Below are 22,386 nucleotides of genomic sequence, written 5' to 3' on the forward strand. Positions count from 1 at the left end.
GACGTGTCAGCGAGGGGCGGGCCCGGCTGCGCCTGCTTCTTGCGCGAGCGCGGTCGCAATATCGATGAACGAGCGCAGCACCGGCGCCACGCCGGCGGACGCGCCGTCGCGCCAGACCAGCCCGGTCTCGATCTGCGGGCCGGTCTCGCGCAGCGCCAGGTAGGACACCCCGGTGCGGCGAAGGTTGCACAGCGAGGCCGGCACCAGCGCCACGCCCATGCCCGCCGATACCAGGCTGACGATGGTCTGCATCTGGATGGCTTCCTGCGCGATCACGGGCACCAGGCCCTCGCGCGCATAGTAGCCCGTAATGATGTCATAAAACGCCGGCGCGCTTCGGCGCGGGAAGATGATCAGCGGTTCATGGGCGGCCTCGCGCAGCGACACCGCGGCGTCGCCCGCCAGCACCGCGCCCGCCGGCCGCCAGCCGTCGGGCACGGCCAGCACCAGCGGCTCGCTCACCAGCGGCAGGTAGGCCAGCCCGTGCGGCATGGCCGGCAGCTGCGGCCGGATCACCAGGCCGGCGTCGATCGCCCCCTCCATCAACGCCTCGAGCTGCACGTCGCTGGTGGCCTCGCGCAGTTGCAGCTGCACCTCCGGGTGGCGCGCGCGGAAGCGCCGCAGCAGGTCGGGCAGGATGCCGTAGTCGGCGGTGCTGACAAAGGCCAGCGACAGCGACCCCACCTCGCCGCGCGCCAGCCGCTGCGCCAGCCCGGGCAGCGCCACGGCATCGGCCAGCACGCGCCGCACCTCGGGCAGCCACTGCTGGCCGGCCGGCGTCAGCGCCACCGAGCGCCGCGTGCGCACGAACAGCTGCACGCCGATTTCCTCTTCCAGCGCCTGGATCTGCTGCGACAAGGGCGGCTGCGTCATCGACAGGCGCCCTGCCGCGCGGCCGAAATGCAACTCTTCCGCCACAGTGACAAAGTAACGCAACTGCCGCAGGTCCAAACGCCCTCCTGATATGTTTTTCGACTCAATAAAGGTCAAATAATATATTTGACACTCCAAAACGCAAGGGTCATTCTTTGGCCCACAACATTGCCGCCGTGCGTTCGTGCCTCCAGGTCTTCGGGCGCAGCGCGGAGCGGCACTGAAGATCCCCGGAGATTCCCCACCATGGCATTCAACAAACGCTCGCAGAACATCACGCAAGGCGTGGCGCGTTCGCCCAACCGTTCGATGTACTACGCCCTCGGCTACAAGAAGGAAGACTTCGACAAGCCGATGGTGGGCATCGCCAACGGCCACTCGACCATCACCCCTTGCAACGCTGGCCTGCAGCGCCTGGCCGATGCGGCCATCGACGCGATCAAGGCCTCGGACGCCAACCCGCAGGTGTTCGGCACCCCGACCATCTCGGACGGCATGTCGATGGGCACCGAGGGCATGAAGTACTCGCTGATCTCGCGTGAAGTCATCGCCGACTGCATCGAGACTGCCGCGCAGGGCCAGTGGATGGACGGGGTGGTCGTGATCGGCGGCTGCGACAAGAACATGCCGGGCGGCATGATCGCGCTGGCGCGCACCAACGTGCCGGGCATCTACGTCTACGGCGGCACCATCAAGCCGGGCAACTGGAAGGGCAAGGACCTGACCATCGTGTCGTCGTTCGAGGCCGTGGGCGAATTCACCGCCGGGCGCATGAGCCAGGAAGACTTCGAGGGCGTGGAAAAGAACGCCTGCCCGTCGACCGGCTCGTGCGGCGGCATGTACACCGCCAACACCATGAGCTCGTCGTTCGAGGCGCTGGGCATGTCGCTGCTGTACTCGTCGACCATGGCCAACCCCGACCAGGAAAAGGTCGACAGCGCCGCCGAATCGGCGCGCGTGCTGGTCGAGGCGATCAAGCAGGACATCAAGCCGCGCGACATTATCACGCGCAAGTCGATCGAGAACGCCGTGGCGCTGATCATGGCCACGGGCGGCTCGACCAACGCCGTGCTGCACTACCTGGCCATCGCCCACGCCGCCGAGGTGGAATGGACCATCGACGACTTCGAGCGCATCCGCCGCAAGGTGCCGGTGATCTGCAACCTGAAGCCGTCGGGCCAGTACGTGGCGACCGACCTGCACAAGGCCGGCGGCATCCCGCAGGTCATGAAGATCCTGCTCAAGGCCGGCATGCTGCATGGCGACTGCCTGACCATCACCGGCCGCACGCTGGCTGAAGAACTGGAAAACGTTCCCGACACCCCGCGTGCCGACCAGGACGTGATCCTGCCGATCGAGAAGGCGCTCTACGCCGAAGGCCACCTGGCCATCCTGAAGGGCAACCTGGCCGAAGAAGGCGCGGTCGCCAAGATCACCGGCCTGAAGAACCCGGTCATCACTGGCCCGGCGCGCGTGTTCGAAGACGAGCAGAGCGCGATGGAAGCGATCCTGGCCGACAAGATCAACGCCGGCGACATCCTGGTGCTGCGCTACCTCGGCCCCAAGGGCGGCCCCGGCATGCCGGAAATGCTGGCCCCGACCTCGGCCATCATCGGCAAGGGGCTGGGCGAATCGGTCGGCTTTATTACCGACGGCCGCTTCTCTGGTGGTACCTGGGGCATGGTGGTTGGCCACGTGGCGCCGGAAGCGTATGTGGGCGGCACGATCGCGCTGGTGCAGGAAGGCGATTCGATCACCATCGATGCGCACAAGCTGTTGCTGCAACTGAACGTGGCGGATGAAGAACTGGCCAGGCGCCGGGCCAACTGGAAGCAGCCGGCGCCGCGTTATACCCGTGGAGTGCTGGCGAAGTTCTCGAAGCTGGCGTCGACGGCGAGCAAGGGGGCAGTGACGGACTGATCGTCGTCCTGCTCAATAAAAAAGCCTGCGAGCGATCGCAGGCTTTTTTGTTTGCCGACGTCTGTCGAGACCCGCCGGTCCGCTCCAGCCCTTCAGCCGCCGTTAATCCTCCCCCGGCGTCTTCTCGATCTCCTCCAGCGTCGCATCCAGCCATTCCACGAGCCGCGCCTCCAGCGACTGGGTCAGCTCGCTGGCCAGTTGCGCCGTCAGCGGCGCCAGGCGCGACTGCAGCGTGGCTTCGGTATGGGCCGCCACGACCTGCGGCCATTCGGTGCGGAAGCGCATCATCACGCGCGTCAGCAACTCGGTGCGCACGGCGCGCAGGTCGTCCTCGCCCGGGGCGCCGCTATCTGCCGGCATCGCCGATGCCGGCGCGGCGCCTTCGTCCGCCACGCCGTCGCCGGTATCGCCGACATGCATGACCAGGCCCGAATCGGCCATGCCGAAGGTATCGATCACGCCCTCCTGCGCAGCGGCAGCCGGCGCTGCTGTCCCTGCGTCCGGCAGTTCGAACACCTCGGTCAGCAGCGGGATGCTGTCATTCGGATCGAGCCGCGGGATCACCCGCGAGGTGGTGCGTTCGCTCATGCGGCGTCTCCCTTGGGCTGGCCGATGTCGTGGTGCGTCAGCGGATAGCCGCGTTCGCGGTAGAAACGGTAGCGCTGGCGGCCGGCTTCGCGCGCGGCATCGCCCGCGCCCACTACCTCGATCAGCCGTTCGAAGCTGGCAAACTGCGCCGGGGCCTGGTCTGCCAGGTTGATCAGCAGCTGGTGGTGCGGCACGCCTTCGGTGGTGGCGGCCAGCAGGATCGGCGTGACCGCCGCATTGGGGCTTTCCAGCCCGCAATGGGGCAGGAAATCCAGCGCGGAGAAGGTCCACAGGCGCGCATCCAGGTCCGCCAGCTGCGCCGGCGCCCCGTGGATCACCACCTTCTGCCCGGCGCCGTAGGCCTTGCGGACCAGCCGGCAGACATAGCCGAGCACGTCCGGCACGTTGCTGTGGAAATCGATGCGCGTCATGGACCCTTGCTGCCTCTGTTGCCTGCCGCCGCCATCAGGCCGCGCGGTCCATCAGGAACTGCGCCAGCAGCGGCACCGGGCGGCCGGTGGCCCCCTTGGCCGCGCCGCTCTTCCAGGCGGTGCCGGCGATGTCCAGGTGGGCCCAGTCGTATTTCTCGGTAAAGCGCGAGAGGAAGCACGCCGCCGTCACGCTGCCGGCCGGGCGGCCGCCGATATTGCCCATGTCAGCAAAGTTGGACTTGAGCTGGTCCTGGTACTCGTCGTCCAGCGGCATGCGCCAGGCGGTGTCCATGGCGCGGCGGCCGGCCTGCAGCAGGGCATCGGCAAGCGCGTCGGAGCGCGCGTACAGGCCGCTGTTGATGTGGCCGAGCGCGATAATGCAGGCGCCCGTCAGCGTGGCCACGTCGATCACCGCGGCCGGCTTGAAGCGCTCCACATAGGTCAGCGCGTCGCACAGGATCAGGCGGCCTTCGGCGTCGGTGTTCAGGATCTCGATGGTCTGGCCGGACATGCTGGTGACCACGTCGCCCGGCTTGGTGGCGATGCCGCTGGGCATGTTCTCGCAGGTCGGCACCACGGCGATGACGTTGAGCTTCAGGCCCATCTCGGCCACGGCCTGGATCGTGCCCAGCACCGAGGCGGCGCCGCACATGTCGTACTTCATCTCGTCCATGCCCTCGCCCGGCTTGAGCGAGATGCCGCCGGTATCGAAGGTGATGCCCTTGCCCACCAGCACCACCGGGGCCTGCTTGGCGCCGGCGCCGTCGTAGCGCAGCACGATGAACTGCGGCGGCTCTTCGCTGCCCTTGGTCACGGCCAGGAAGGCCCCCATGTTCAGGGCCTCGATCTGCTTGCGGCCCAGCACCTCGGCCTTGAGCTTGTGGCGCTTGGCAATGCCGCGGGCGGTATTGGCCAGGTGGGTCGGCGTGCAGATATTGGACGGCAGGTTGCCCAGGTCGCGCGTCAGCTCCATGCCGTTGGCGATGGCGGTGCCGCGCACCACGGCCTGGGTGGCGGCGCGGGCATCGCCGGTGTCGACCGCGATCACGACCTTGCGCAGCGAGGACTTGTCGTTGCCGTTGGGCTTGCCGTTGGCATTGGCGCGCTTCAGGCCCGGATGGCGCTCCAGCAGCCGATAGCCGGCTTCGCGCACCAGCGTGATGGTGGTGATCACCGCCCAGGCGACATCGCGCTGCTGCGGCGCCTGTTGCGCCAGGCACCACAGGGCCGAGGCCGCACGCGTGGACGACAAGGCACGCACGGCGGTGCGGACCGCGTCGGCAAAGGCCTTGTCGCTGAAATCGGCTTCCTTGCCCAGGCCCACCAGCAGCACGCGCGCGGCGCCCACGCCGGCCACCTCATGCAGCATCAGCTGGGTGCCGCGCTTGCCTTCGAAGTCGCCCTGCTTGACCAGCCGCCCCACCAGGCCCTTGGTGGCCACGTCCAGTGCCTTGGCTACTCCGGCCAGGTTCTGGCCTTCGAACAGGCCGACCACCAGGCAGTCGGTCTTGGTCGCCAGGAAACCATTTTGGCCGGCTTTGCTCCAATCCAAGGCTTTTGTGCTAAATTCCATCGCGCTTCCTTCCAGGGGCTCGTTAGACACGAAAGCCTCCATTATCCGCGATTTTTATCCCGCGACCTGCCGCCGCTGATACGCCCCGGTCACGCTGACAGCATGCTGTGCTGCCAGCCAGCTGTTCTGCCAGGCACCTCGCACGGCACATCGCCCGCTCCGGCCGGCAGCCCGGAACCGAACCCGCATGATCCTTCAACAAGCCCTGCGACGCGAGCTTGCCTACACCGCCGGGGCGGTGTTCCTGGTGATGCTGACCTTCATGCTCACCTCGCTCGTGATCCGCATCCTGGGAATGGCTGCCAGCGGCAAGGCCAGTCCCAACGACGTGCTGATGCTGATCGGCCTGGCCACCATCGGCTACCTGTCGATCCTGCTGTCGGCCACGCTCTTCATCTCCACCCTGATCGTGCTGACGCGCTGGTACAAGGATTCGGAGATGGTGGTGTGGTTCTCGGCGGGCATCTCGCTGCGCGAACTGGTCAAGCCGGTGCTGCAGTTTGCGGCACCCTTCATCGTGCTGGCGCTGCTGCTGGGCATGTTCGCCTGGCCCTGGGCCAACCAGCAGAGCGCGCTGTTCCGCGACCGCTTCGAGCAGCGCGGCGTGATGTCGATGATCGCCGCCGGGCGCTTTATCGAGCCCGCCAAGGCCAACTATGTGCTGTTCATCGAGGGCATCGACGCCGACATGAAGCATGCGCGCAATGTCTTCGTCGCCAACTCCGAGGCCGACAAGATCGGCGTGGCGCTGGCGCACCAGGGCAAGTTCGAGACCATGCCCAACGGCGACCGCCTGGTGGTGATGGAAAACGGCCGCCGCTACTCGGGCACGCCCGGCCAGATCGACTACCGCATCGTCGAGTTCGAACGCTACGCGGTCAAGGTGGACAACAAGGCTCCCGAGTCCGAAGCCAAGCTGCCACCCAAGAGCCGCGACACCATCGAGCTGATCCGCAACCCCACGCGCGAAAACCTGGGCGAGCTGATCTGGCGCATCTCGCTGCCGATCCTGGCCTTCAACTTCGTCATGATCGCAATCCCGCTGGCCTACGTTAACCCGCGCCTGGGCCGCTACACGCCGCTGGTGTTCGCGGTGCTGATCTACCTGACCTACAGCAACCTGATCAACCTGACGCAGTCCTGGGTGCGCTCGGGCGCGATCCCGTTCTGGCTGGCGTGGTGGCCGATCCACCTGGCGGTGTTCCTGGGGGCGCTGCTGCTGTTCCGCTACCGCCAGAACCGCAGCCTGGGCGGGTGGCGCGCCGTGTTCGGCCTGCGCAGGCGTGATGCCGCGGCCACCGGAGGCCGGGCATGAGGATCCTGCGCGTCTATGAACGCTACTTCGGCCGGCTGATCTATGGCGTGTTCGCCTTCATCCTGTTCGCGGTGCTGTCGCTGTTCGTGTTCTTCGACATGCTCAACGAGCTGGAGAACGTCAACAACCAGTACACCTCGCTGGTCGCGCTGTTCCACGTCCTGCTGCAGGCACCCACGCGGGTGTATGAGGTGCTGCCGATCGCGGTGCTGATCAGCGCGATCTATGTGTTCTCGCAGCTGGCCAGCCAGTCCGAGTACACCATCTTCCGCGTGGCCGGCCTGAACACGCGCCAGGCGCTGTTCTCGCTGTTCAAGCTGGCGGTGCCGCTGGCCATCGTGACCTTTATCTTCGGCGAGTTCATCGCCCCCCGCGCCGAGCAGTACGCGCAGAAGATCAAGCTCGAGGCGATCGGCGCAACCGTGTCGTCGGGCTTCCGTTCCGGCGTCTGGGTCAAGGACCGCGACAAGGATGCCGCCACCGGCGGCGGCGAGATCACCCGCTTCGTCAACGTGGCGGGGTTGCGGCCGGACCAGACCATCACCGGCATCACCATGTATGAGTTCGACCCGCAATACCGCCTGCGCATGATCCGCGTGGCGCAGGAGGGGCGCTACCAGGGTGGCCAGTTGTGGGAGCTGCAGGGCGTCAACGAGACCCGCTTCATCGAACTGGCGCCCCCGGCCCAGGGCGCGAAGCCGGCACGCGATTCGCTGGCCCCAGATTTCCGCGCCGAGCAAGTCAAGTTCCCGCGCGTGACCATGCATTCCGAGCTGACGCCGCAAATCCTGTCAGTGCTGCTGGTGACGCCTGAGCGGATGTCGACGCTGGACCTGTTCCGCTATATCCGCCACCTGCGCGACAACAAGCAGGACACGCAGCGCTATGAGATCGCCTTCTGGAAGAAGGTGATCTACCCGCTGACGCTGTTCGTGATGATGGCGCTGGCCCTGCCCTTCGCCTACCTGCACGCCCGTGCCGGCGCCGTCGGCGTGAAAGTGTTCGGGGGCATCATGCTGGGGTTGTCGTTCCACTTGTCGAACACGCTGTTCTCGCACGTCGGCCTGCTGCATACCTGGCCGCCGATCATCTCGGCACTGGTGCCAGGTACGCTCTACCTGATGGTGGCGCTGCTGGCGCTGCGCTGGGTGGACCGGCACTGAGGGGCGGGCTGCCATGACCGCACCCACCCGGGCCCTGGTCCTGTTTGCGCATGGCGCGCGCGACGCGCGCTGGCGCGAGCCGTTCGACCGCCTGCAGCAGAAGGTGGCCGCTGCCCTGCCCGGGTGCGAGGTGCGGCTGGCGTTCCTGGAGCTGATGACGCCCGCTCTGCCCGACGCGCTCGCCGACCTGGCAGCGCGCGGCGTGTCCGACGCCACCGTGGTGCCGGTGTTCCTGGGCCAGGGCGGCCACCTGCGGCGCGACCTGCCAGCCTTGCTCGACCAATGCCGGCAAGCGCATCCCGGGCTGCGCATCCATTGCGCGACGGCGGCAGGCGAGGCCGATGCGGTGCTGGATGCAATGGCCGCATACTGCGTTGCCTCAATGCCCGCAAGCGGCCAGCCCTGAGCAGAAATGTGGGCCCCGATGAAAAAAGCCCTGTGCCGGCATGCCGGTACAGGGCTTTTTTCTAGTGGCGCGCAGCGCGCTCAGGCAGCGCGCGGCGTCTGCACGACGGTTTCACCCACGCCTTCGCGCGGCGTTTCGGTAGCCCGCGCAGCCAGCGCCGCCCCGATCATCAGCAGGCTCGGCTGCACCGGATCGATCCAGGCAGCGGCCTCGCCTGCTGCCATTCGGCCCAGCGTGAATTCACGGCTACGCTGCCGCGGCGTGCTGGCGGCTTCCACCACCCACGCCGGCGTCGACGCCGGCTTGCCATGCGCGATCAGCTGCGCGGCAATCGACGCCGCCTGGTCGCGGCCCATGTAGTAGACCAGCGTATCGGCCTTGACCGCCGCTTCGATATCGGCCGAGCCCTCGCCATCCGCAGCCTTCGCCTGCGTGGCAAACGCCACGCTGCGCGACACACCGCGCTTGGTCAGCGGCTTGCCGATCGCCGAAGCAGCCGCCAGCGCCGCAGTGATGCCCGGCACCACTTCATACTCGATGCCAGCGGCTTCCAGCGCCTGCAGCTCCTCGTCGGCACGGCCGAACAGCATCGGGTCGCCGCCCTTAAGGCGCACCACGCGCTCGTACTTGCCGGCCAGGTCGACGATCTGGCGGTTGATGAACAGCTGCGCGGTGGAGCGCTGCCCGCAGCGCTTGCCCACCTCGACCAGCTCGGCCTGCGGACACCAGGCCAGCATCTCCGGCGCTACCAGTGCATCATGCAGCACCACCTGGGCTTCGCCCAAAAGCCGTGCACCGCGCACCGTAATGAGGTCTGCCGCACCGGGGCCTGCCCCGATGAGGAACACCTTGCCGTAAGTCTTCTGCGCCTGCTTGTCCATCTGCTGCCCCTTTCCTGCCGTTACCGATCAGGAGAACGCACGGATCATGCCTGCGGCCACCGTGTGGTTGGTCGCTTCGTCGATCAGCACGAAGGCGCCCGTTGCCGGGTTGTCGCCGTAGGCATCGCACACGATCGGCTTCTGCAGCGAGATCTGCACCGAACCGATGTCGTTCAGGCGGATATCGTGGCGACCGGTCTCGTGCGACAGCGTATGCACGTCCAGCACGCGGTCCACCGCCGACACGCGCGCGAACACGCTGGCCGTGGTGTGCTTGAGCACGTACTTGCGCGCCGGGTTCAGCGATTCGTCGTCGAACCAGCACAGGTCGGCCTGCAGCTTCTTTGCCGAAGCCGTGGTCGCATCGGCGGCAACGAACATATCACCGCGTGATACATCGACGTCCTCGGCCAGGCGCACCGTGACGGTATCGCCGACGTTGGCCGATTCAGCGGCACCATTGGGCGTCAGCACTTCAGCCACCACGGCTTCGCGGTTGGCCGGCAGCACGCGCAGCTTCTGGCCCACGCGCACGGTGCCGGCTTCGATGCGGCCGGCATAGCCGCGGAAGTCGTCCGACTGCGAACCGTCCTGGCGGATCACCAGCTGCACCGGGAAGCGCAGCGCGGCGTCATCCTCGGGTGCGGCCTCTTCCACCGGCAGTTCTTCCAGCAGCGGCAGCAGCGGCTCGCCCTGGTACCAGGCCATGGCATCGCTCTCATGCACGATGTTGTCGCCGCGCAGCGCCGACACCGGCACGTAGCGCACGTCCTTGAGGCCCAGCTGCTCGGCCAGTTCGGTGTAGGCGGTGCGGATCTCGTTGAAGCGCTGTTCGCTGTAGTCGACCAGGTCCATCTTGTTGACGGCAACGATCACGTGCCGGATCTCCAGCAGCTTCAGGATCGCCGAGTGGCGCTTGGTCTGCGCCAGCAGCTCGGCACGGCCGTCGGTGACGGTGACGCGGGTGGCATCGACCAGCACGATGGCCGCGTCCGCGGTCGAGGCGCCGGTGACCATGTTGCGGGTGTACTGCTCATGCCCCGGCGTATCCGCGATGATGAACTTGCGGCGCGCGGTCGAGAAGTAGCGGTAGGCCACGTCGATGGTGATGCCCTGCTCGCGCTCGGCCTCGAGGCCGTCGGTCAGCAGCGAGAAATCGATCTGCTCGCCGGCGGTGCGCTTGTTCTTGGCGTTGGCCAGCGCGGTCAGCTGGTCGGACAGCACGGCTTTGCTGTCGTACAGCAGGCGGCCGATCAGCGTGCTCTTGCCGTCGTCGACGGAGCCGGCGGTGATGAAGCGCAGCAGGCCTTGATGGGTTGCTTGGTGAGTCATGTCTGGATCCTTTGCTGCGTGCGGCTTAGAAGTAGCCTTCCTTCTTGCGGCGTTCCATCGAGGCTTCGCTCGTCTGGTCGTCCATGCGGGTAGCGCCGCGCTCGGTGATCTCGGTCACCGCGGTCTCGGCGATGATCGCTTCCGGCGAATCGGCAACGCTGGCCACCGGGCAGGTGCAGCTGATGTCGCCGACGGTACGGAAGCGCACCGACAACACTTCGCTGACGTCGCCGTCCTGCTTGGGCGTGATCGGCGTGACCGGCACCAGCAGGCCGTTCTTGCGCACCACTTCGCGCTGGTGGGAATAGTAGATCGGCGGCAGCGCCAGCTTCTCGCGGGCGATGTACTGCCACACGTCCAGCTCGGTCCAGTTCGAGATCGGGAACACGCGCATCTGCTCGCCCTGCGCCATGCGTGCGTTGTACAGGCTCCACAGCTCGGGGCGCTGGGCCTTGGGGTCCCACTGGCCGAACTCGTCGCGGAACGAGAAGATGCGCTCCTTGGCGCGGGCCTTCTCTTCGTCGCGGCGGGCGCCGCCCATCAGCGCGTCGAACTGATGCTCGCCGATGGTTTCCAGCAGCGTCACGGCCTGGGCCGCGTTGCGCGAATCGGTTTCCTTGCGCAGGCGCACGGTGCCGCGCTTGATCGAGTCCTCGACATGGCCCACCACCAGGCGCGCGCCCAGCTCAGCCACGCGCTGGTCGCGGAAGGCGATCACTTCCGGATAGTTGTGGCCGGTGTCGATATGCACCAGCGGGAACGGCAGCTCGATCTTGCGCTCGCCCAGGCGGAAGGCCTTCAGCGCCAGGTGCAGCATCACGATCGAGTCCTTGCCGCCCGAGAACAGCAGCGCCGGGTTGCGGCACTCGGCCACCACCTCGCGGATGATGTAGATCGACTCGGCTTCGAGGCGGTCGAGGTGATCGTTCTGTACTTGCAACAGGTGCGCCACGCTGCTGGTGGCTTCTGCGATGTCGTTCATGATGCCCATTTTGTCCGGCCTCAATGCTTGATGTTCTGTTCGTGAAGCCCGCACTCTTTCGAGTCCTTGCTCTCCCACCACCAACGTCCCGCGCGCACATCCTCGCCCGCGCGCACGGCACGCGTACACGGCTCGCAGCCGATGCTGGGATAGCCCTTGGCGTGCAGGTCATTGATCGGCACGTTGTGGCGCTTCAGGTAAGCCCACACCTCCGGCTCGCTCCAGTCCGCCAGCGGGTTGAACTTGGGGATGCCGCGGGCTTCGTCCTGTTCCTCGAACGGCAGCTCGGCGCGCGTGACCGCCTGCTCGCGGCGCTGGCCGGTCAGCCAGGCGTCGGCGTGCGAGAGCGCGCGGTTGAGCGGCTCGACCTTGCGGATGCCGCAGCATTCCTTGCGCAGCTCGACGCTGTCGTAGAAGGCGTTGAGCCCGTGCTTCTTCAGGTAGCTCTCGACGGCCTCGGCGTCCGGCGTGAACTGCTCGATGCTGTAGCCGTAGTGCGCCTGCACCTTGTCCAGCACCGCCAGCGTCTCGGCGTGCAGGCGCCCGGTCTGCAGCGTGAACACGCGGATGCCGGCGCGCACGGCTTCGGTGCCGCGCAGGATCGCGTCGGTCAGCACCATGTCCTCGGCCGCCAGGCTCGAGGCAAAGCGCGCGCGGAAGAAGCGGCCGGCGATGCCCGCCAGGCGCTCGCCCAGCTCGCGTTCCTTCTGCTCCAGCGCGGCAATGCTGCCGGTGTATTCCGGCGCAACCCACAGCGCGGGCGGACGCATCGCCGACGCCGCACCGGCGTCGACCACGGCGATTTCGCTCAGCACCGTGCTCATGCCGTTTCCTTCGGTTGCGCGCCAACCTCTGCCCGCGCGCGGCGGAACAGCGGCAGCGGCTCATCCACCGAAGCCTGGTAGGTCACGGTGAACTCGGTGAAGCCCTTGATGGCGTCCTCGATGTTCTTGTCGGCGCGCACCGCGAAGGCATCGAAGCCGCAGCGCTTCATGAAGTTGAGCTGGTCGCGCAGCACGTCGCCGATGGCGCGCAGCTGGCCCTTCCAGTGGTAGCGGGTGCGCAGCAGGTAGGCCGTGGAAAAGCCGCGGCCGTCGCGGAACACCGGGAAGTCCACCGCCACCAGCGCCACGCGCGCGAAATACGCCTCGGCATCGCCCGGCTCGTCTTCCGGGGCCAGCCACACGCCGGTGCGGGCCGCGTCGCGGCCGGCCAGCAGCGCTTCGTTGGCCTTGAACACCGACAGCGGGAACAGCACCGCGTCCTGGCTTTGCACGGCCGCTGCGATCTGCTCGTCGGTCAGCGGCTGCTCGGCGGTGCCGCGCAGCACGGTCCAGGCGTCATCGACGATGACGGGGGCGACGGTAGCGCCATCCTGTTGCAGTTGAATGATCTTTGCCATGTTCAGTCTCCGGTCCTCAGGCTTCAGCGCGCTCGCGCGGCTGCTTGTCGGCATAAACGCGCTCCTTGAACGGGGCGATGCCGATGCGGGACAGGGTTTCGATAAAGCGTTCGTCCTCGATGCGGTTGGCAACGAAGGTGTCGATGATGCGGGTCACCACCTCGGGCATTTCCTCGGCGCTGAACGACGGGCCGATCACCTTGCCCAGCGCGGTCTGGTTGCCCTGGGCGCCGCCCAGCGTGACCTGGTACCACTCCGAACCGTCCTTGTCGACGCCCAGCACGCCGATATTGCCGACGTGGTGGTGGCCGCAGGCGTTGATGCAGCCCGAGATGTTCAGCGAGATCTCGCCCAGGTCATAGACGTAGTCGAGGTCGTCGAAGCGGTCCTGGATCGCCTGCGCGATGGGGATCGACTTGGCGTTGGCCAGCGAGCAGAAATCGCCGCCCGGGCAGGCGATGATGTCGGTCAGCAGGCCGATGTTCGGGGTAGCCAGGCCGGCCTTCCTGGCCAGTTGCCAGAGCGCGTACAGGTCCTGCTTCTTCACGTCCGGCAGGATCAGGTTCTGCTCGTGCGCGACGCGCAGCTCGCCGAAGCCGAACTGGTCAGCCAGGTCGGCCACGGCTTCGATCTGCGCGTCGGTGGCGTCCCCCGGGGGCGAGGCCACGCCCGGCTTGGTCGACAGCGTCACCGCGGCGTAGCCCGGCACCTTGTGGCCGTGCACGTTGCGACTGACCCAGCGCGCAAAGGCCTTGTCTTCCAGCAGGTGGTTCTCGTACGAAGTATCGGTGTCGGCCAGCTTTTCATAGGCGGGCGGCGTGAAATACTGCGCCACGCGGTCGAACTCGGCCTGCGTCAGCGTGGCCGGGCCGTCCTTGCTGTGCTGCCACTCTTCCTCGACTTCCTGCGCGAACTTCTCTGCGCCGATGGCCTTCACCAGGATCTTGATGCGCGCCTTGTACTTGTTGTCGCGGCGGCCATAGCGGTTGTACACGCGGATGGCCGACTCGACGTAGGACAGCATGTGCTGCCACGGCAGGTCGTCCTTGATGATCGTGCCCAGGATCGGCGTGCGGCCCAGGCCGCCGCCGGCCAGGATGCGCAGGCGCGTTTCGCCTTCGGCGTTCTTGTAGGCGTAGATGCCGATATCGTGCATCTGCACCACGGCGCGGTCATTGGCCGAGGCCGAGATGGCGATCTTGAACTTGCGCGGCAGGAAGGCGAACTCCGGCTGGAAGGTGCTCCACTGGCGCAGCAGCTCGGCCAGCACGCGCGGGTCCACCGACTCGTCCGGCGCGACGCCGGCGAAGTGGTCGGTGGTGATGTTGCGCACGCAGTTGCCCGAGGTCTGGATGGCGTGCATCTCGACGCTGGCCAGCTCGGCCAGCACGTCGGGCACGCGCTCCAGCTCCATCCAGTTGTACTGGATGTTCTGGCGCGTGGAGAAGTGGCCATAGCCGCGGTCGTACTCGCGCGCGATATGGCCCAGCTTGCGCATCTGCTTCGACGACAGCAGGCCGTACGGAATCGCCACGCGCAGCATGTAGGCATGGCGCTGCATGTACAGGCCGTTCTGCAGGCGCAGCGGCAGGAATTCTTCCTCGGTCAGCTCGTCGGACAGGCGGCGGCGCACCTGGTCACGGAACTGGGCGACGCGCTCGGCGACGATGCGCTGGTCATATTGGTCGTACTGATACATGGCGGGGTCCGTTCAGTATTCGTTGAATTCAGGAAACGAGCTTGATGGCGACCAGCGTCAGCGTGGTCGCCAGTGCGGCACGCACCAGCCGTTCGGGCAGCGCCCGCGACAGTTGCGCGCCCAGCCAGATGCCGGGGATCGAACCCACCAGCAGCGCCAGCAGCAAATTCCAGTCGACCGTGCCGAGCCATACATGGCCCAGCCCGGCAAGCGCCGTCAGCGGGACGGCGTAGGCAATGTCGGTGCCGGCCACTTCAGCCGGCTTCATATGGGGATACAGCAGCAGGATCAGCGTGGCGCCAACCGCGCCGGCGCCGATCGACGACACCGTCACCAGCACGCCGATCACGGCGCCGACCACGATGGTGGCAATGACCTGGGCGCGGCCGTGCAGCTGGAAGCGCGGATTGCGTTCCAGCCAGGCCAGCATCTGCTTGCGGAACAGCAGCGACAATACGGTCAGCAGCACCGACACGCCGATGGTCAGGCGGATCGCGTGCAGCCACTGGGCGTTGAGCTCGCCGGCGCTCTTCAGCACCAGGATGGCGGCCACAGCCGCCGGCAGGCTGCCGATGCACAGGCGCCGCACCACCTGCCACTGCACATGGCCGTGGGCACGGTGCGCGATGGTGCCGAAGCCCTTGGTGATGGCGGCGAAGGCCAGGTCGGTGCCAACCGCGGTAGCCGGCGAAAAGCCGAACAGCAACGTCAGCAGCGGCGTCATCAACGAGCCCCCACCCACCCCGGTCAGACCGACGAGGACGCCTACAAACAGACCGGAAACCGTATAGGCAACAGACATGGGGGACTCGGTGGGAACCTGGCCCGTGGGTCTCGCATCACAAAGTGGCTGCTGCGAGAGGACGCACTGAGGGCTGGCCATTAATTAACAAAGTTCGAGAATCGTAATAAACTGGCCTCATACCTCAAACTAATAAGAAGTTGTTTGTTTATACGAACCCAGATATATGAACCTGCACCAGTTTCGCTTCGTGCGTGAGGCCGTCCGGCAGAACTACAACCTGACTGAGGCCGCCAAAGCGCTCTACACGTCACAACCCGGCGTGTCCAAGGCCATCATCGAGCTGGAAGAAGAGCTGGGCGTTGATATCTTTACCCGCCACGGCAAGCGCATCCGCAGCCTGACCGAGCCCGGCCGCCGCATCCTGAGCTCGGTCGAGAAGATCCTGCAGGAGGTGGAAAGCCTGAAGCGCGTCGGTATGGACTATGCGGCACAGGATCAGGGCAACTTCACCATCGCCACCACCCACACCCAGGCGCGCTACGCCCTGCCGCGGGTGATCAGCGAGTTCACCAAGCGCTACCCCAAGGTGCGGCTGTCGATCCAGCAGGGCAACCCGGCGCAGATCGCCGACATGCTGCTGCACGACCAGGCCGATATCGGCATCGCGACCGAAGGCATCTCCGCCGACAAGAACCTCGTGTCGCTGCCGGGCTACCAGTGGACCCATATGGTGATTACGCCACCCGAGCATCCGCTGCTGGACAAGAAGCACCTGGCGCTGGAAGACCTGATGGGCTACCCGCTGATCACCTACGATGCCAACTTTGCCGGCCGGACCAAGATCGACAAGGCCTTCGCGCTGCGCCACCTGGAGCCGGACATCGTGCTGGAGGCCATCGACGCGGACGTGATCAAGACGTACGTGGAGATCGGGCTGGGCGTGGGCATCGTCGCCGGCGTCGCCTATGATGCCGAGCGTGACCGCAACCTGCGCGGCATTTCGGCCGGCCACCTGTTTGGCAGCAACGTGACGCACCTGGCCGTCAAGCAGGGTGCCTACCTGCGCAGCTTTGTCTACACCTTCATCGAGCTGTTCTCGCCGACGCTCAACCGCAAGCTGGTTGAGCAGGCCATGTCCGGCGAACACGAAGCCTACGAACTCTGAGGACGGCCCGCCGCCTCTCCCTATATAAGAAGCAAACCCAACCATGCATCTGCTGCCCATCACGCCCTGCCGGCCGGAGGCCCTGTGAGCGACCTGCCCCGCATTCACTGGACCGAGGACGGCATCGAGCGCAGCGCCGCCTGGCACTCTGAAGCCGGCCTGCCGCCGCCGCGCCGCGTGATCATCGCCGACGACACCACCAGCGCCGACACCGCCTACCGCCTGGCCTGCGAGGGCACCGCGCTGCTGTGGCGCGGCGACTTCCAGAACGCGCGCCAGCTGCTGCACGCGCTGGCCCGCCGCACCGAGCGCAAGCCCAAGAAGGCCAGCCGCCCCGGCCAGAAAGCCAGGGACAAGGCCAAGGGCGGGGCCGCTTCGCCAATCGAGGCCTTCAACCTGCACCGGCTGGCCCAGTCGCAGCGCGCCCGCACGCTGGGCATGCTGCTGCTGCCGTTCGAGGCCAGCCACGAGGTGCCGCTGCGCCGCGCGCCGGATGTGCGCGACGCCTGCGAACAGGTCTACGGCCCGGCCAGCGAGCCCTACGTGGCGTCGATGCGCGAGTTGCTGGGCATGATCGGCGCCTATGAATGGCGCAAGAAGGGCGTGGAGATCCCGGCGCTGGAAGACCGCATCCACCCCTGGTACGGCGTGTTCTCGCCGGTGCGCGGCGAGTATGTCGACCTGGTCGCGACCGAGCCGCTGCCGGCCAAGACCCTCGCCTTCGATATCGGCACCGGCACCGGCGTGCTGGCCGCGGTGCTGGCCCGCCGCGGCGTGCAGCGCGTGGTCGCCACTGACCAGGACCCGCGCGCGCTGGCCTGCGCGCGCGAGAACATCGCGCAGCTTGGCTACGCCGGGGAGGTCGAAATCGTGCAGGCCGACCTGTTCCCCGAAGGCCGGGCGCCGCTGGTGGTGTGCAACCCGCCCTGGGTGCCGGCCCGGCCCAGCTCGCCGGTCGAGCGCGCGGTCTACGACCCTGACAGCGCCATGCTGCGCGGCTTCCTGCAGGGGCTGGCCGAGCATCTGGCGCCGGGCGGCGAAGGCTGGCTGCTGCTGTCGGACCTGGCCGAGCATCTCGGCCTGCGCCCGCGCGAGGAACTGATGGGCTGGATCGACGCCGCCGGGCTGAAGGTGCTGGGCCGTTCCGATATCCGCCCGCGCCACCCGCGCGCGACGGATGCTGCCGACCCGCTGCACGCGGCGCGGTCCGCCGAGGTGACCACGCTCTGGCGCCTGGGCGTGCGCTGACCGGCACGGCCGCGGCGGGGCGCAGGCGTGCCCCGGCGGCCGAGTTCGGCTATCCTTCCCGTCACATATAAGAACGGAGGAGACCATGCTGACAATGCCCCTGCGCCCCCTGCTGCTGGCCGGCGCCCTGCTCTTCACCAGCGCCGCCGCGCATGCCGACATCCGTGTCGGCATCGATGTGTCCACCACCGGTCCGGCGGCCTCGATCGGCATCCCCTCCAAGAACACCGTGTTGATGTGGCCCCAGACCCTGGGCGGCCAGAAGGCGCACTACGTCATCCTTGACGACGGCACCGACCCGGCCGCGGCGGTGCGCAACGTGCGCAAGCTGATCTCCGAGGAAAAGGTCGACGTGATCGTCGGCCCCAACATCACCCCTACCGCCATCGCCGCGCTCGACGCCGTGGCCGAGGGCGAAACCCCGATGGTGGCACTGGCCGCCTCGGCCTCCATCGTCGAGCCGCAGACCGACGCCAAGCGCCGCTGGGCCTTCAAGATGCCGCAGAACGACTCGCACATGGCGACCGTGCTGACCGAGTACATGAGCAACCACGGCGTCAGGACCGTCGGCTTTATCGGCTTTGCCGACGCCTACGGCGAGAGCTGGTGGCGCGAGTTCTCGAAGCTGGCCGAGGTGCGCAAGATCAAGGTGGTCGCCAACGAGCGCTTCTCGCGCAACGACACCTCGGTGACCGGGCAGGTGCTCAAGCTGATGGCGGCAAACCCGGACGCGATCCTGATCGCCGGCGCCGGCACGCCGTCCGTACTGCCGCAGAAGACGCTGGGCGAGCGCGGCTACAAGGGCAAGGTCTACCAGACCCACGGCATCGCCACCTGGGACTTCCTGCGCATGGGCGGCAAGGATGTGGAAGGCACGCTGTTCCCGACCGGGCCGGTGGTGGTCGCGCGCCAGCTGCCCGAGAGCCACCCGGTGCGCAAGGTGGCGCTGGACTTCGTCAACCGCTACGAAAGCAAGTACGGCGCCGACAGCGTCACGCAGTTTGCCGGCGACGCCTGGGGCGCGTGGATGCTGCTGGACGACGCCGCCCGCCGCGCGCTGAAGACCGGCGCCCAGCCCGGCACGCGCGACTTCCGCGCCGCCATGCGCGACGCGCTGGAAGCCACCACCAACCTCACCATCCCCAACGGCGTGATGAACCTGAACCCGAAGGACCACCAGGGCTTCGACCAGCGTTCGCGCGTGATGGGGGTGATCCGCAACGGCAAGTTCGCCTATGCGGGCGATAAGTAGCCCGCCGCATCAAGAAAGGAAGCATGGCATGAGCACCACTCTCACCCCCACCACCGTCGCCTTCATCGGCCTGGGCGCCATGGGCTCGCACATGGTCCGCCACCTGCTGGCCGCCGGCCACACCGTGCGCGCCTTCGTGCGTCGCCCGGAAGCGGCCGAGGCCGCGCGCGCGCTGGGGGCGGAGCCCTTCTTCACTCCGGCTGAAGCGGCGCGCGGCGCCAGCGTCGTCTTCACCAACGTGACCTCGTCCGAAGACGTGCGCGAAGTGCTGCTGGGCGAGCAGGGCGTGATCCACGGCGCCGCGCCGGGCACCATCTGCGTGGACCACAGCACCATCTCGCCGATCGTCACGCGCGAGATCGCCGCGGCGCTGGCCGCGCGCGGCATCGAGGCGCTGGACTGCCCGGTCTCGGGCGGCACCATGGGCGCCGAGGCGGGCACGCTGACCATCATGGTCGGCGGCAAGCCCGAGATGCTGGAGCGCGTGCGCCCGCTGCTGCAGCAGCTGGGCAAGACCATCACCCATATCGGCGACCACGGCGCGGGCCAGGTCGCCAAGCTGTGCAACCAGATCGCGCAGGTGGTCAATATCGAAGGCATTGCCGAGGCCATGCGTTTTGCCGCCGCGCAGAACGTCGACACCGGCCGCGTGTTCGAAGCCATGGCGACCGGCATGGCCGGCAGCCGCATGCTCGACCTGATGGGCCCCAAGATGGTGGCGCGCAACTTCGCCGCCGGCATCGAGGCGCGGCTGCACGACAAGGACTTCGGGCTGGCGCGCGATATCGCCGAAGAAATCGGCCTGGACCTGCCCGCGATGCAGGCCACTTCGGCGCAGCTGCGCACGCTGATGGCCAACGGCTGGGGCAAGGACGACACCTCGTCGCTGCTGCGCGTGCTGGAGGGCTGACGCCCTCGCGCCCGGTGCGCGCTCAGCGCTCCATCAGCCGCAGCACCGCGCGCGTCAGGGCACCGTCCGGGCTGGCAAAGCCGTCCAGCACGTTGAAGTGATGGCAGTCCGGCAGCACCAGGTCGCTCGCGGCCGGATGCGCCACCTTGGCCGGCCACGCCGCGCGGATCAGCGCGTGCTGGCGGTGGTATTCGGCGGCCTCGAGTTCCCCCACCGCGATCGCCAGCGGGGCACCGCTGGCCGGCGGCATGTACGCGGGCGACAGCCGCGCGACATCGTCTTCCGAGAACCGCAGGTCGCGCTGCAGGAAGGCAGCGCGCCGCAGCGGCTCCATGTCGTACAGCCCGCTGACCGAGAGCCCGCCCTTGACCAGGTCGGCCGGCAGCTCCGCGCCCAGCTGCGGCCAGCGCGCGGCCATCAGCATCGCCACCAGGTGGCCGCCGACGGAATGCCCGGCCAGGAAGAGCTTGTCCGGATCATGGCCCAGCCGGTCCGCCTGCCGGTACAGCCAGGCGACGCTGCGCAACACCTGCCGCACGATCTCCGGCACCGTCACCGCAGGCACCAGCGTGTAGTTCACCACCGCCACCGACACCCCCAGCGCCGGCAGCGCGCTGGCAACAAAGCTGTGGTCGTGCTTGTCCAGCGCCCGGTAGTAGCCGCCGTGCACGAAGACCAGCAGCGGCGGCAGCGCCCCGTTGGCCCGCTGCGCGGGGAAGTAGTCCAGCGTCTCGTCCTGCGCATGGCGCGAGTCCTCGCCGGCATAGCTCAGGTCCGCCAGATAAGCGCCGCGTGCGCGCACCCCGGCGGACCACTGCGCCCAGCGCGCCATATGCACGGCGTTGTCCGGCACATTGGCGCGGTTGTTGTATTCCCGGTCGTAGAAGCCGGGGTCCTGCGAAGGCAGGCTGGCGAGGCGCGCCAGCGAAGCTTGGTCGGTCATGGCAGTCGGGGGTGGTCGGGACGATGGGCGAGTGAGAGGCTGGGCGCCATGCTACCGGATTTGCGCAGCCGCGCACTGGTTGTCCGACGATGGGATTTCCGGCATAATTCCCGGCTCAGCACGGTGCCGGTTCCGGCGCCATACACCCTGCCCGGGTGGTGAAACAGGTAGACGCAGGGGACTCAAAATCCCCCGCCGCAAGGCGTGTCGGTTCGAGTCCGACCCCGGGCACCATCGGCTTCTTCCCGACTAGTTCCCAGCATTGCCTCCGTGGTGCCATCTCGGCCGCGGGTCGGCGCACGCCTCCTGGCCTCGGACGTGCCCCGCCAGCCACTTTGCCTGAGCGCCTGTCGGACGGCGCCCACTGGCGCGCCCTCGCCCGGCTACCTATCCTATGGCATTGCCAACCCCCTTTCCCGGAGCGAACCATGAAGCGACTCGCCCTTTCCGCCCTCGCCTGTTCCGCGCTGCTGGCCGGCTGTGCCGGCGCCAATATGGAAAGCCTGACGCAGGCCGGCGGCAGCCTCTTTACCGCCGCGACGCTGTCGGACAGCAACGTCAAGATGCTGTCCGACCAGTCCTGCGCGGAAATGGACCAGAAGAACACCATCGCACCGGCGGACAGCACCTACGCCAAGCGCCTGGCCAATGTGATGAGCGGGCTGGGCAACACCGGGCTGCCACTCAATGCCAAGGTGTATGTGACCAAGGACGTCAATGCCTGGGCCATGGCCAACGGTTGCGTGCGGGTCTACAGCGGCCTGATGGACTTGCTCAGCGACGATGAAGTGCGTGGCGTGGTGGGCCATGAAATCGGCCATGTGTCGCTGGGCCATACCAAGGCCGCGATGCAGGTGGCCTACACCACGGCTGCGGCGCGCGGGCTGCTGGGGTCGACTGGCGTGGCTTCGCTGACGGCGCTATCGTCGTCGCAGATCGGCGCGCTCGCCGAGCAGTTCGTCAATGCGCAGTTCTCGCAGCGGCAGGAAACCGCGGCCGACGACTATTCGTTCGACCTGCTGACCAAAAACGGCGCCAACCGCCAGGCCCTGGCATCGGCGTTCCGCAAGATGTCGACCCTCGATGGCGGACAGTCGAGCATGCTCAGCTCGCACCCGGGATCGCTGGAGCGCGCCAAGCATATCGAAGCCCGCCTGGCCGGCGGGCGCTGACAGCGGCGCATTTGCCCTTGCCGCCGCACCCGTTCGGGTGAGGCGGCACCTCCCTCCCGACTGCCCCGCTTCACTTCCCTCGCGCACCGCTCCCGACATCGATTCCACACTCGCGCGGCCATGCCCGCGGCGCGTTGACTGCGCTTAATTCGCCGACAAAAGCTTTCACTACGCTGGCCGGAAACCGGCGGAGATAATGCCTCACGCTGCATTAACGCGGTTGATGCGGTCGCGCCACTGCATGCGCGATCCGCGGCGCCAACGCTGCACCTGCCAGCTGCGGTGTGCGCGCCGCCACCGTGATTGCCGTGATCGCCGACTGGGTCATGCCGCCGGCGGCCAGGCCAGCGGCCAGGCCCTTGTCGAGGTGGAACAGCCTGGCCAGC

At 67.5% G+C, this 22,386-nt stretch carries 21 protein-coding genes and 1 tRNA gene; 10 read left to right on the forward strand and 12 right to left on the reverse strand.

Features of this window, described 5'->3' with window-relative positions; translation table 11 throughout:
* Positions 1 to 6 precede the first annotated feature (6 nt).
* Positions 7 to 951, reverse strand: coding sequence for a LysR family transcriptional regulator (locus AC3WRR_RS30920; protein ID WP_492298982.1), 945 nt, complete (start codon positions 949 to 951; stop codon positions 7 to 9).
* Between the two features lie 168 nt (positions 952 to 1,119).
* Between AC3WRR_RS30920 and ilvD the strand changes: the two genes are divergently transcribed.
* Positions 1,120 to 2,793: a dihydroxy-acid dehydratase gene (gene ilvD, locus AC3WRR_RS30925; RefSeq protein ID WP_010814934.1), complete on the forward strand. Its 1,674-nt coding sequence runs from the start codon at positions 1,120 to 1,122 to the stop codon at positions 2,791 to 2,793.
* A 102-nt stretch (positions 2,794 to 2,895) separates the two neighbouring features.
* Here ilvD and AC3WRR_RS30930 read toward each other — a convergent pair whose 3' ends face one another.
* Genes AC3WRR_RS30930 through AC3WRR_RS30940 form a run of 3 tightly spaced genes read right to left on the reverse strand, consistent with a single transcriptional unit; the run spans position 2,896 to position 5,385 of the window.
* Positions 2,896 to 3,381: a hypothetical protein gene (locus AC3WRR_RS30930; protein WP_492298984.1), complete on the reverse strand. Its 486-nt coding sequence runs from the start codon at positions 3,379 to 3,381 to the stop codon at positions 2,896 to 2,898.
* The gene (locus AC3WRR_RS30935; RefSeq protein ID WP_010814936.1) at positions 3,378 to 3,812 is read right to left on the reverse strand and encodes a DNA polymerase III subunit chi; all 435 of its coding nucleotides are present in this window, start codon (positions 3,810 to 3,812) and stop codon (positions 3,378 to 3,380) included. The genes AC3WRR_RS30930 and AC3WRR_RS30935 overlap by 4 nt, the downstream gene beginning before the upstream one ends.
* A gap of 34 nt (positions 3,813 to 3,846) precedes the next feature.
* On the reverse strand, positions 3,847 to 5,385 hold the full coding sequence (locus AC3WRR_RS30940) for a leucyl aminopeptidase (protein ID WP_439668208.1): 1,539 nt from the start codon (positions 5,383 to 5,385) through the stop codon (positions 3,847 to 3,849).
* A 187-nt stretch (positions 5,386 to 5,572) separates the two neighbouring features.
* Here AC3WRR_RS30940 and lptF point away from each other — a divergent pair, with 187 nt between their 5' ends.
* The 3 genes from lptF to AC3WRR_RS30955 are packed head-to-tail and all read left to right on the forward strand — an operon-like array spanning position 5,573 to position 8,269.
* Entirely contained in the window at positions 5,573 to 6,700 is a 1,128-nt protein-coding gene (gene lptF / locus AC3WRR_RS30945) for an LPS export ABC transporter permease LptF (RefSeq protein ID WP_010814938.1), read from the forward strand.
* Entirely contained in the window at positions 6,697 to 7,863 is a 1,167-nt protein-coding gene (gene lptG / locus AC3WRR_RS30950; RefSeq protein WP_010814939.1) for an LPS export ABC transporter permease LptG, read from the forward strand. The genes lptF and lptG overlap by 4 nt, the downstream gene beginning before the upstream one ends.
* Positions 7,864 to 7,876: 13 nt before the next feature.
* The gene (locus AC3WRR_RS30955; RefSeq protein WP_010814940.1) at positions 7,877 to 8,269 is read left to right on the forward strand and encodes a sirohydrochlorin chelatase; all 393 of its coding nucleotides are present in this window, start codon (positions 7,877 to 7,879) and stop codon (positions 8,267 to 8,269) included.
* A gap of 80 nt (positions 8,270 to 8,349) precedes the next feature.
* Here AC3WRR_RS30955 and cobA read toward each other — a convergent pair whose 3' ends face one another.
* The 7 genes from cobA to AC3WRR_RS30990 are packed head-to-tail and all read right to left on the reverse strand — an operon-like array spanning position 8,350 to position 15,367.
* On the reverse strand, positions 8,350 to 9,150 hold the full coding sequence (gene cobA / locus AC3WRR_RS30960) for a uroporphyrinogen-III C-methyltransferase (RefSeq protein ID WP_010814941.1): 801 nt from the start codon (positions 9,148 to 9,150) through the stop codon (positions 8,350 to 8,352).
* A gap of 27 nt (positions 9,151 to 9,177) precedes the next feature.
* Positions 9,178 to 10,482, reverse strand: coding sequence for a sulfate adenylyltransferase subunit 1 (locus tag AC3WRR_RS30965; protein ID WP_010814942.1), 1,305 nt, complete (start codon positions 10,480 to 10,482; stop codon positions 9,178 to 9,180).
* A gap of 25 nt (positions 10,483 to 10,507) precedes the next feature.
* Positions 10,508 to 11,473, reverse strand: coding sequence for a sulfate adenylyltransferase subunit CysD (gene cysD / locus AC3WRR_RS30970; RefSeq protein WP_010814943.1), 966 nt, complete (start codon positions 11,471 to 11,473; stop codon positions 10,508 to 10,510).
* Positions 11,474 to 11,484: 11 nt separating this feature from the next.
* Entirely contained in the window at positions 11,485 to 12,288 is an 804-nt protein-coding gene (locus AC3WRR_RS30975; protein WP_492298986.1) for a phosphoadenylyl-sulfate reductase, read from the reverse strand.
* A complete protein-coding gene (locus tag AC3WRR_RS30980) occupies positions 12,285 to 12,866 on the reverse strand; it encodes a DUF934 domain-containing protein (RefSeq protein WP_492298988.1) in 582 nt (193 codons plus the stop codon). The genes AC3WRR_RS30975 and AC3WRR_RS30980 overlap by 4 nt, the downstream gene beginning before the upstream one ends.
* 16 nt (positions 12,867 to 12,882) lie before the next feature.
* A complete protein-coding gene (locus AC3WRR_RS30985; RefSeq protein ID WP_492298990.1) occupies positions 12,883 to 14,565 on the reverse strand; it encodes a nitrite/sulfite reductase in 1,683 nt (560 codons plus the stop codon).
* Positions 14,566 to 14,593: 28 nt separating this feature from the next.
* The gene (locus AC3WRR_RS30990) at positions 14,594 to 15,367 is read right to left on the reverse strand and encodes a sulfite exporter TauE/SafE family protein (protein WP_010814947.1); all 774 of its coding nucleotides are present in this window, start codon (positions 15,365 to 15,367) and stop codon (positions 14,594 to 14,596) included.
* 166 nt (positions 15,368 to 15,533) lie between these two features.
* On the opposite strand from AC3WRR_RS30990, the gene AC3WRR_RS30995 reads away from it, so the two are divergent.
* The 4 genes from AC3WRR_RS30995 (at position 15,534) to AC3WRR_RS31010 (ending at position 19,885) form a co-directional block, all read left to right on the forward strand.
* Positions 15,534 to 16,475: a CysB family HTH-type transcriptional regulator gene (locus tag AC3WRR_RS30995; RefSeq protein WP_010814948.1), complete on the forward strand. Its 942-nt coding sequence runs from the start codon at positions 15,534 to 15,536 to the stop codon at positions 16,473 to 16,475.
* Positions 16,476 to 16,559: 84 nt separating this feature from the next.
* Positions 16,560 to 17,723 (forward strand): methyltransferase, encoded by a 1,164-nt coding sequence (locus tag AC3WRR_RS31000; RefSeq protein ID WP_439668212.1) that lies wholly within the window; start codon positions 16,560 to 16,562, stop codon positions 17,721 to 17,723.
* Between the two features lie 94 nt (positions 17,724 to 17,817).
* The gene (locus tag AC3WRR_RS31005; RefSeq protein ID WP_037023635.1) at positions 17,818 to 18,975 is read left to right on the forward strand and encodes an ABC transporter substrate-binding protein; all 1,158 of its coding nucleotides are present in this window, start codon (positions 17,818 to 17,820) and stop codon (positions 18,973 to 18,975) included.
* Complete coding sequence (locus tag AC3WRR_RS31010) at positions 18,959 to 19,885, forward strand: NAD(P)-dependent oxidoreductase (protein ID WP_255266274.1); 927 nt, start codon at positions 18,959 to 18,961, stop codon at positions 19,883 to 19,885. The genes AC3WRR_RS31005 and AC3WRR_RS31010 overlap by 17 nt, the downstream gene beginning before the upstream one ends.
* A gap of 22 nt (positions 19,886 to 19,907) precedes the next feature.
* Here AC3WRR_RS31010 and AC3WRR_RS31015 read toward each other — a convergent pair whose 3' ends face one another.
* On the reverse strand, positions 19,908 to 20,828 hold the full coding sequence (locus AC3WRR_RS31015) for an alpha/beta hydrolase (RefSeq protein ID WP_439668214.1): 921 nt from the start codon (positions 20,826 to 20,828) through the stop codon (positions 19,908 to 19,910).
* 149 nt (positions 20,829 to 20,977) lie between these two features.
* Here AC3WRR_RS31015 and AC3WRR_RS31020 point away from each other — a divergent pair.
* Both AC3WRR_RS31020 and loiP read left to right on the forward strand, forming a co-directional pair.
* A tRNA-Leu gene (locus tag AC3WRR_RS31020) sits at positions 20,978 to 21,062 on the forward strand.
* 194 nt (positions 21,063 to 21,256) lie between these two features.
* Positions 21,257 to 22,000 (forward strand): metalloprotease LoiP, encoded by a 744-nt coding sequence (gene loiP / locus AC3WRR_RS31025; protein WP_010814953.1) that lies wholly within the window; start codon positions 21,257 to 21,259, stop codon positions 21,998 to 22,000.
* The last annotated feature ends 386 nt before the right edge of the window (positions 22,001 to 22,386 follow it).

The organism is Cupriavidus sp. FW305-3-2-15-C-LB2 (assembly GCF_058787575.1).

Bases quoted from the DNA above. Each gene is read 5' to 3' on its own strand.
- AC3WRR_RS30990 (WP_010814947.1), bottom strand. From the start codon at position 15,367: ATGTCTGTTGCCTATACGGTTTCCGGTCTGTTTGTAGGCGTCCTCGTC.
- AC3WRR_RS30985 (WP_492298990.1), bottom strand. From the start codon at position 14,565: ATGTATCAGTACGACCAATATGACCAGCGCATCGTCGCCGAGCGCGTC.
- loiP (WP_010814953.1), top strand. From the start codon at position 21,257: ATGAAGCGACTCGCCCTTTCCGCCCTCGCCTGTTCCGCGCTGCTGGCC.
- AC3WRR_RS30995 (WP_010814948.1), top strand. From the start codon at position 15,534: ATGAACCTGCACCAGTTTCGCTTCGTGCGTGAGGCCGTCCGGCAGAAC.
- lptF (WP_010814938.1), top strand. From the start codon at position 5,573: ATGATCCTTCAACAAGCCCTGCGACGCGAGCTTGCCTACACCGCCGGG.
- AC3WRR_RS31015 (WP_439668214.1), bottom strand. From the start codon at position 20,828: ATGACCGACCAAGCTTCGCTGGCGCGCCTCGCCAGCCTGCCTTCGCAG.
- ilvD (WP_010814934.1), top strand. From the start codon at position 1,120: ATGGCATTCAACAAACGCTCGCAGAACATCACGCAAGGCGTGGCGCGT.
- cysD (WP_010814943.1), bottom strand. From the start codon at position 11,473: ATGGGCATCATGAACGACATCGCAGAAGCCACCAGCAGCGTGGCGCAC.
- AC3WRR_RS30980 (WP_492298988.1), bottom strand. From the start codon at position 12,866: ATGGCAAAGATCATTCAACTGCAACAGGATGGCGCTACCGTCGCCCCC.
- AC3WRR_RS30940 (WP_439668208.1), bottom strand. From the start codon at position 5,385: ATGGAATTTAGCACAAAAGCCTTGGATTGGAGCAAAGCCGGCCAAAAT.
- AC3WRR_RS30930 (WP_492298984.1), bottom strand. From the start codon at position 3,381: ATGAGCGAACGCACCACCTCGCGGGTGATCCCGCGGCTCGATCCGAAT.
- AC3WRR_RS30935 (WP_010814936.1), bottom strand. From the start codon at position 3,812: ATGACGCGCATCGATTTCCACAGCAACGTGCCGGACGTGCTCGGCTAT.
- AC3WRR_RS31005 (WP_037023635.1), top strand. From the start codon at position 17,818: ATGCCCCTGCGCCCCCTGCTGCTGGCCGGCGCCCTGCTCTTCACCAGC.
- AC3WRR_RS30975 (WP_492298986.1), bottom strand. From the start codon at position 12,288: ATGAGCACGGTGCTGAGCGAAATCGCCGTGGTCGACGCCGGTGCGGCG.
- AC3WRR_RS30965 (WP_010814942.1), bottom strand. From the start codon at position 10,482: ATGACTCACCAAGCAACCCATCAAGGCCTGCTGCGCTTCATCACCGCC.
- AC3WRR_RS31010 (WP_255266274.1), top strand. From the start codon at position 18,959: ATGCGGGCGATAAGTAGCCCGCCGCATCAAGAAAGGAAGCATGGCATG.
- AC3WRR_RS30955 (WP_010814940.1), top strand. From the start codon at position 7,877: ATGACCGCACCCACCCGGGCCCTGGTCCTGTTTGCGCATGGCGCGCGC.
- lptG (WP_010814939.1), top strand. From the start codon at position 6,697: ATGAGGATCCTGCGCGTCTATGAACGCTACTTCGGCCGGCTGATCTAT.
- cobA (WP_010814941.1), bottom strand. From the start codon at position 9,150: ATGGACAAGCAGGCGCAGAAGACTTACGGCAAGGTGTTCCTCATCGGG.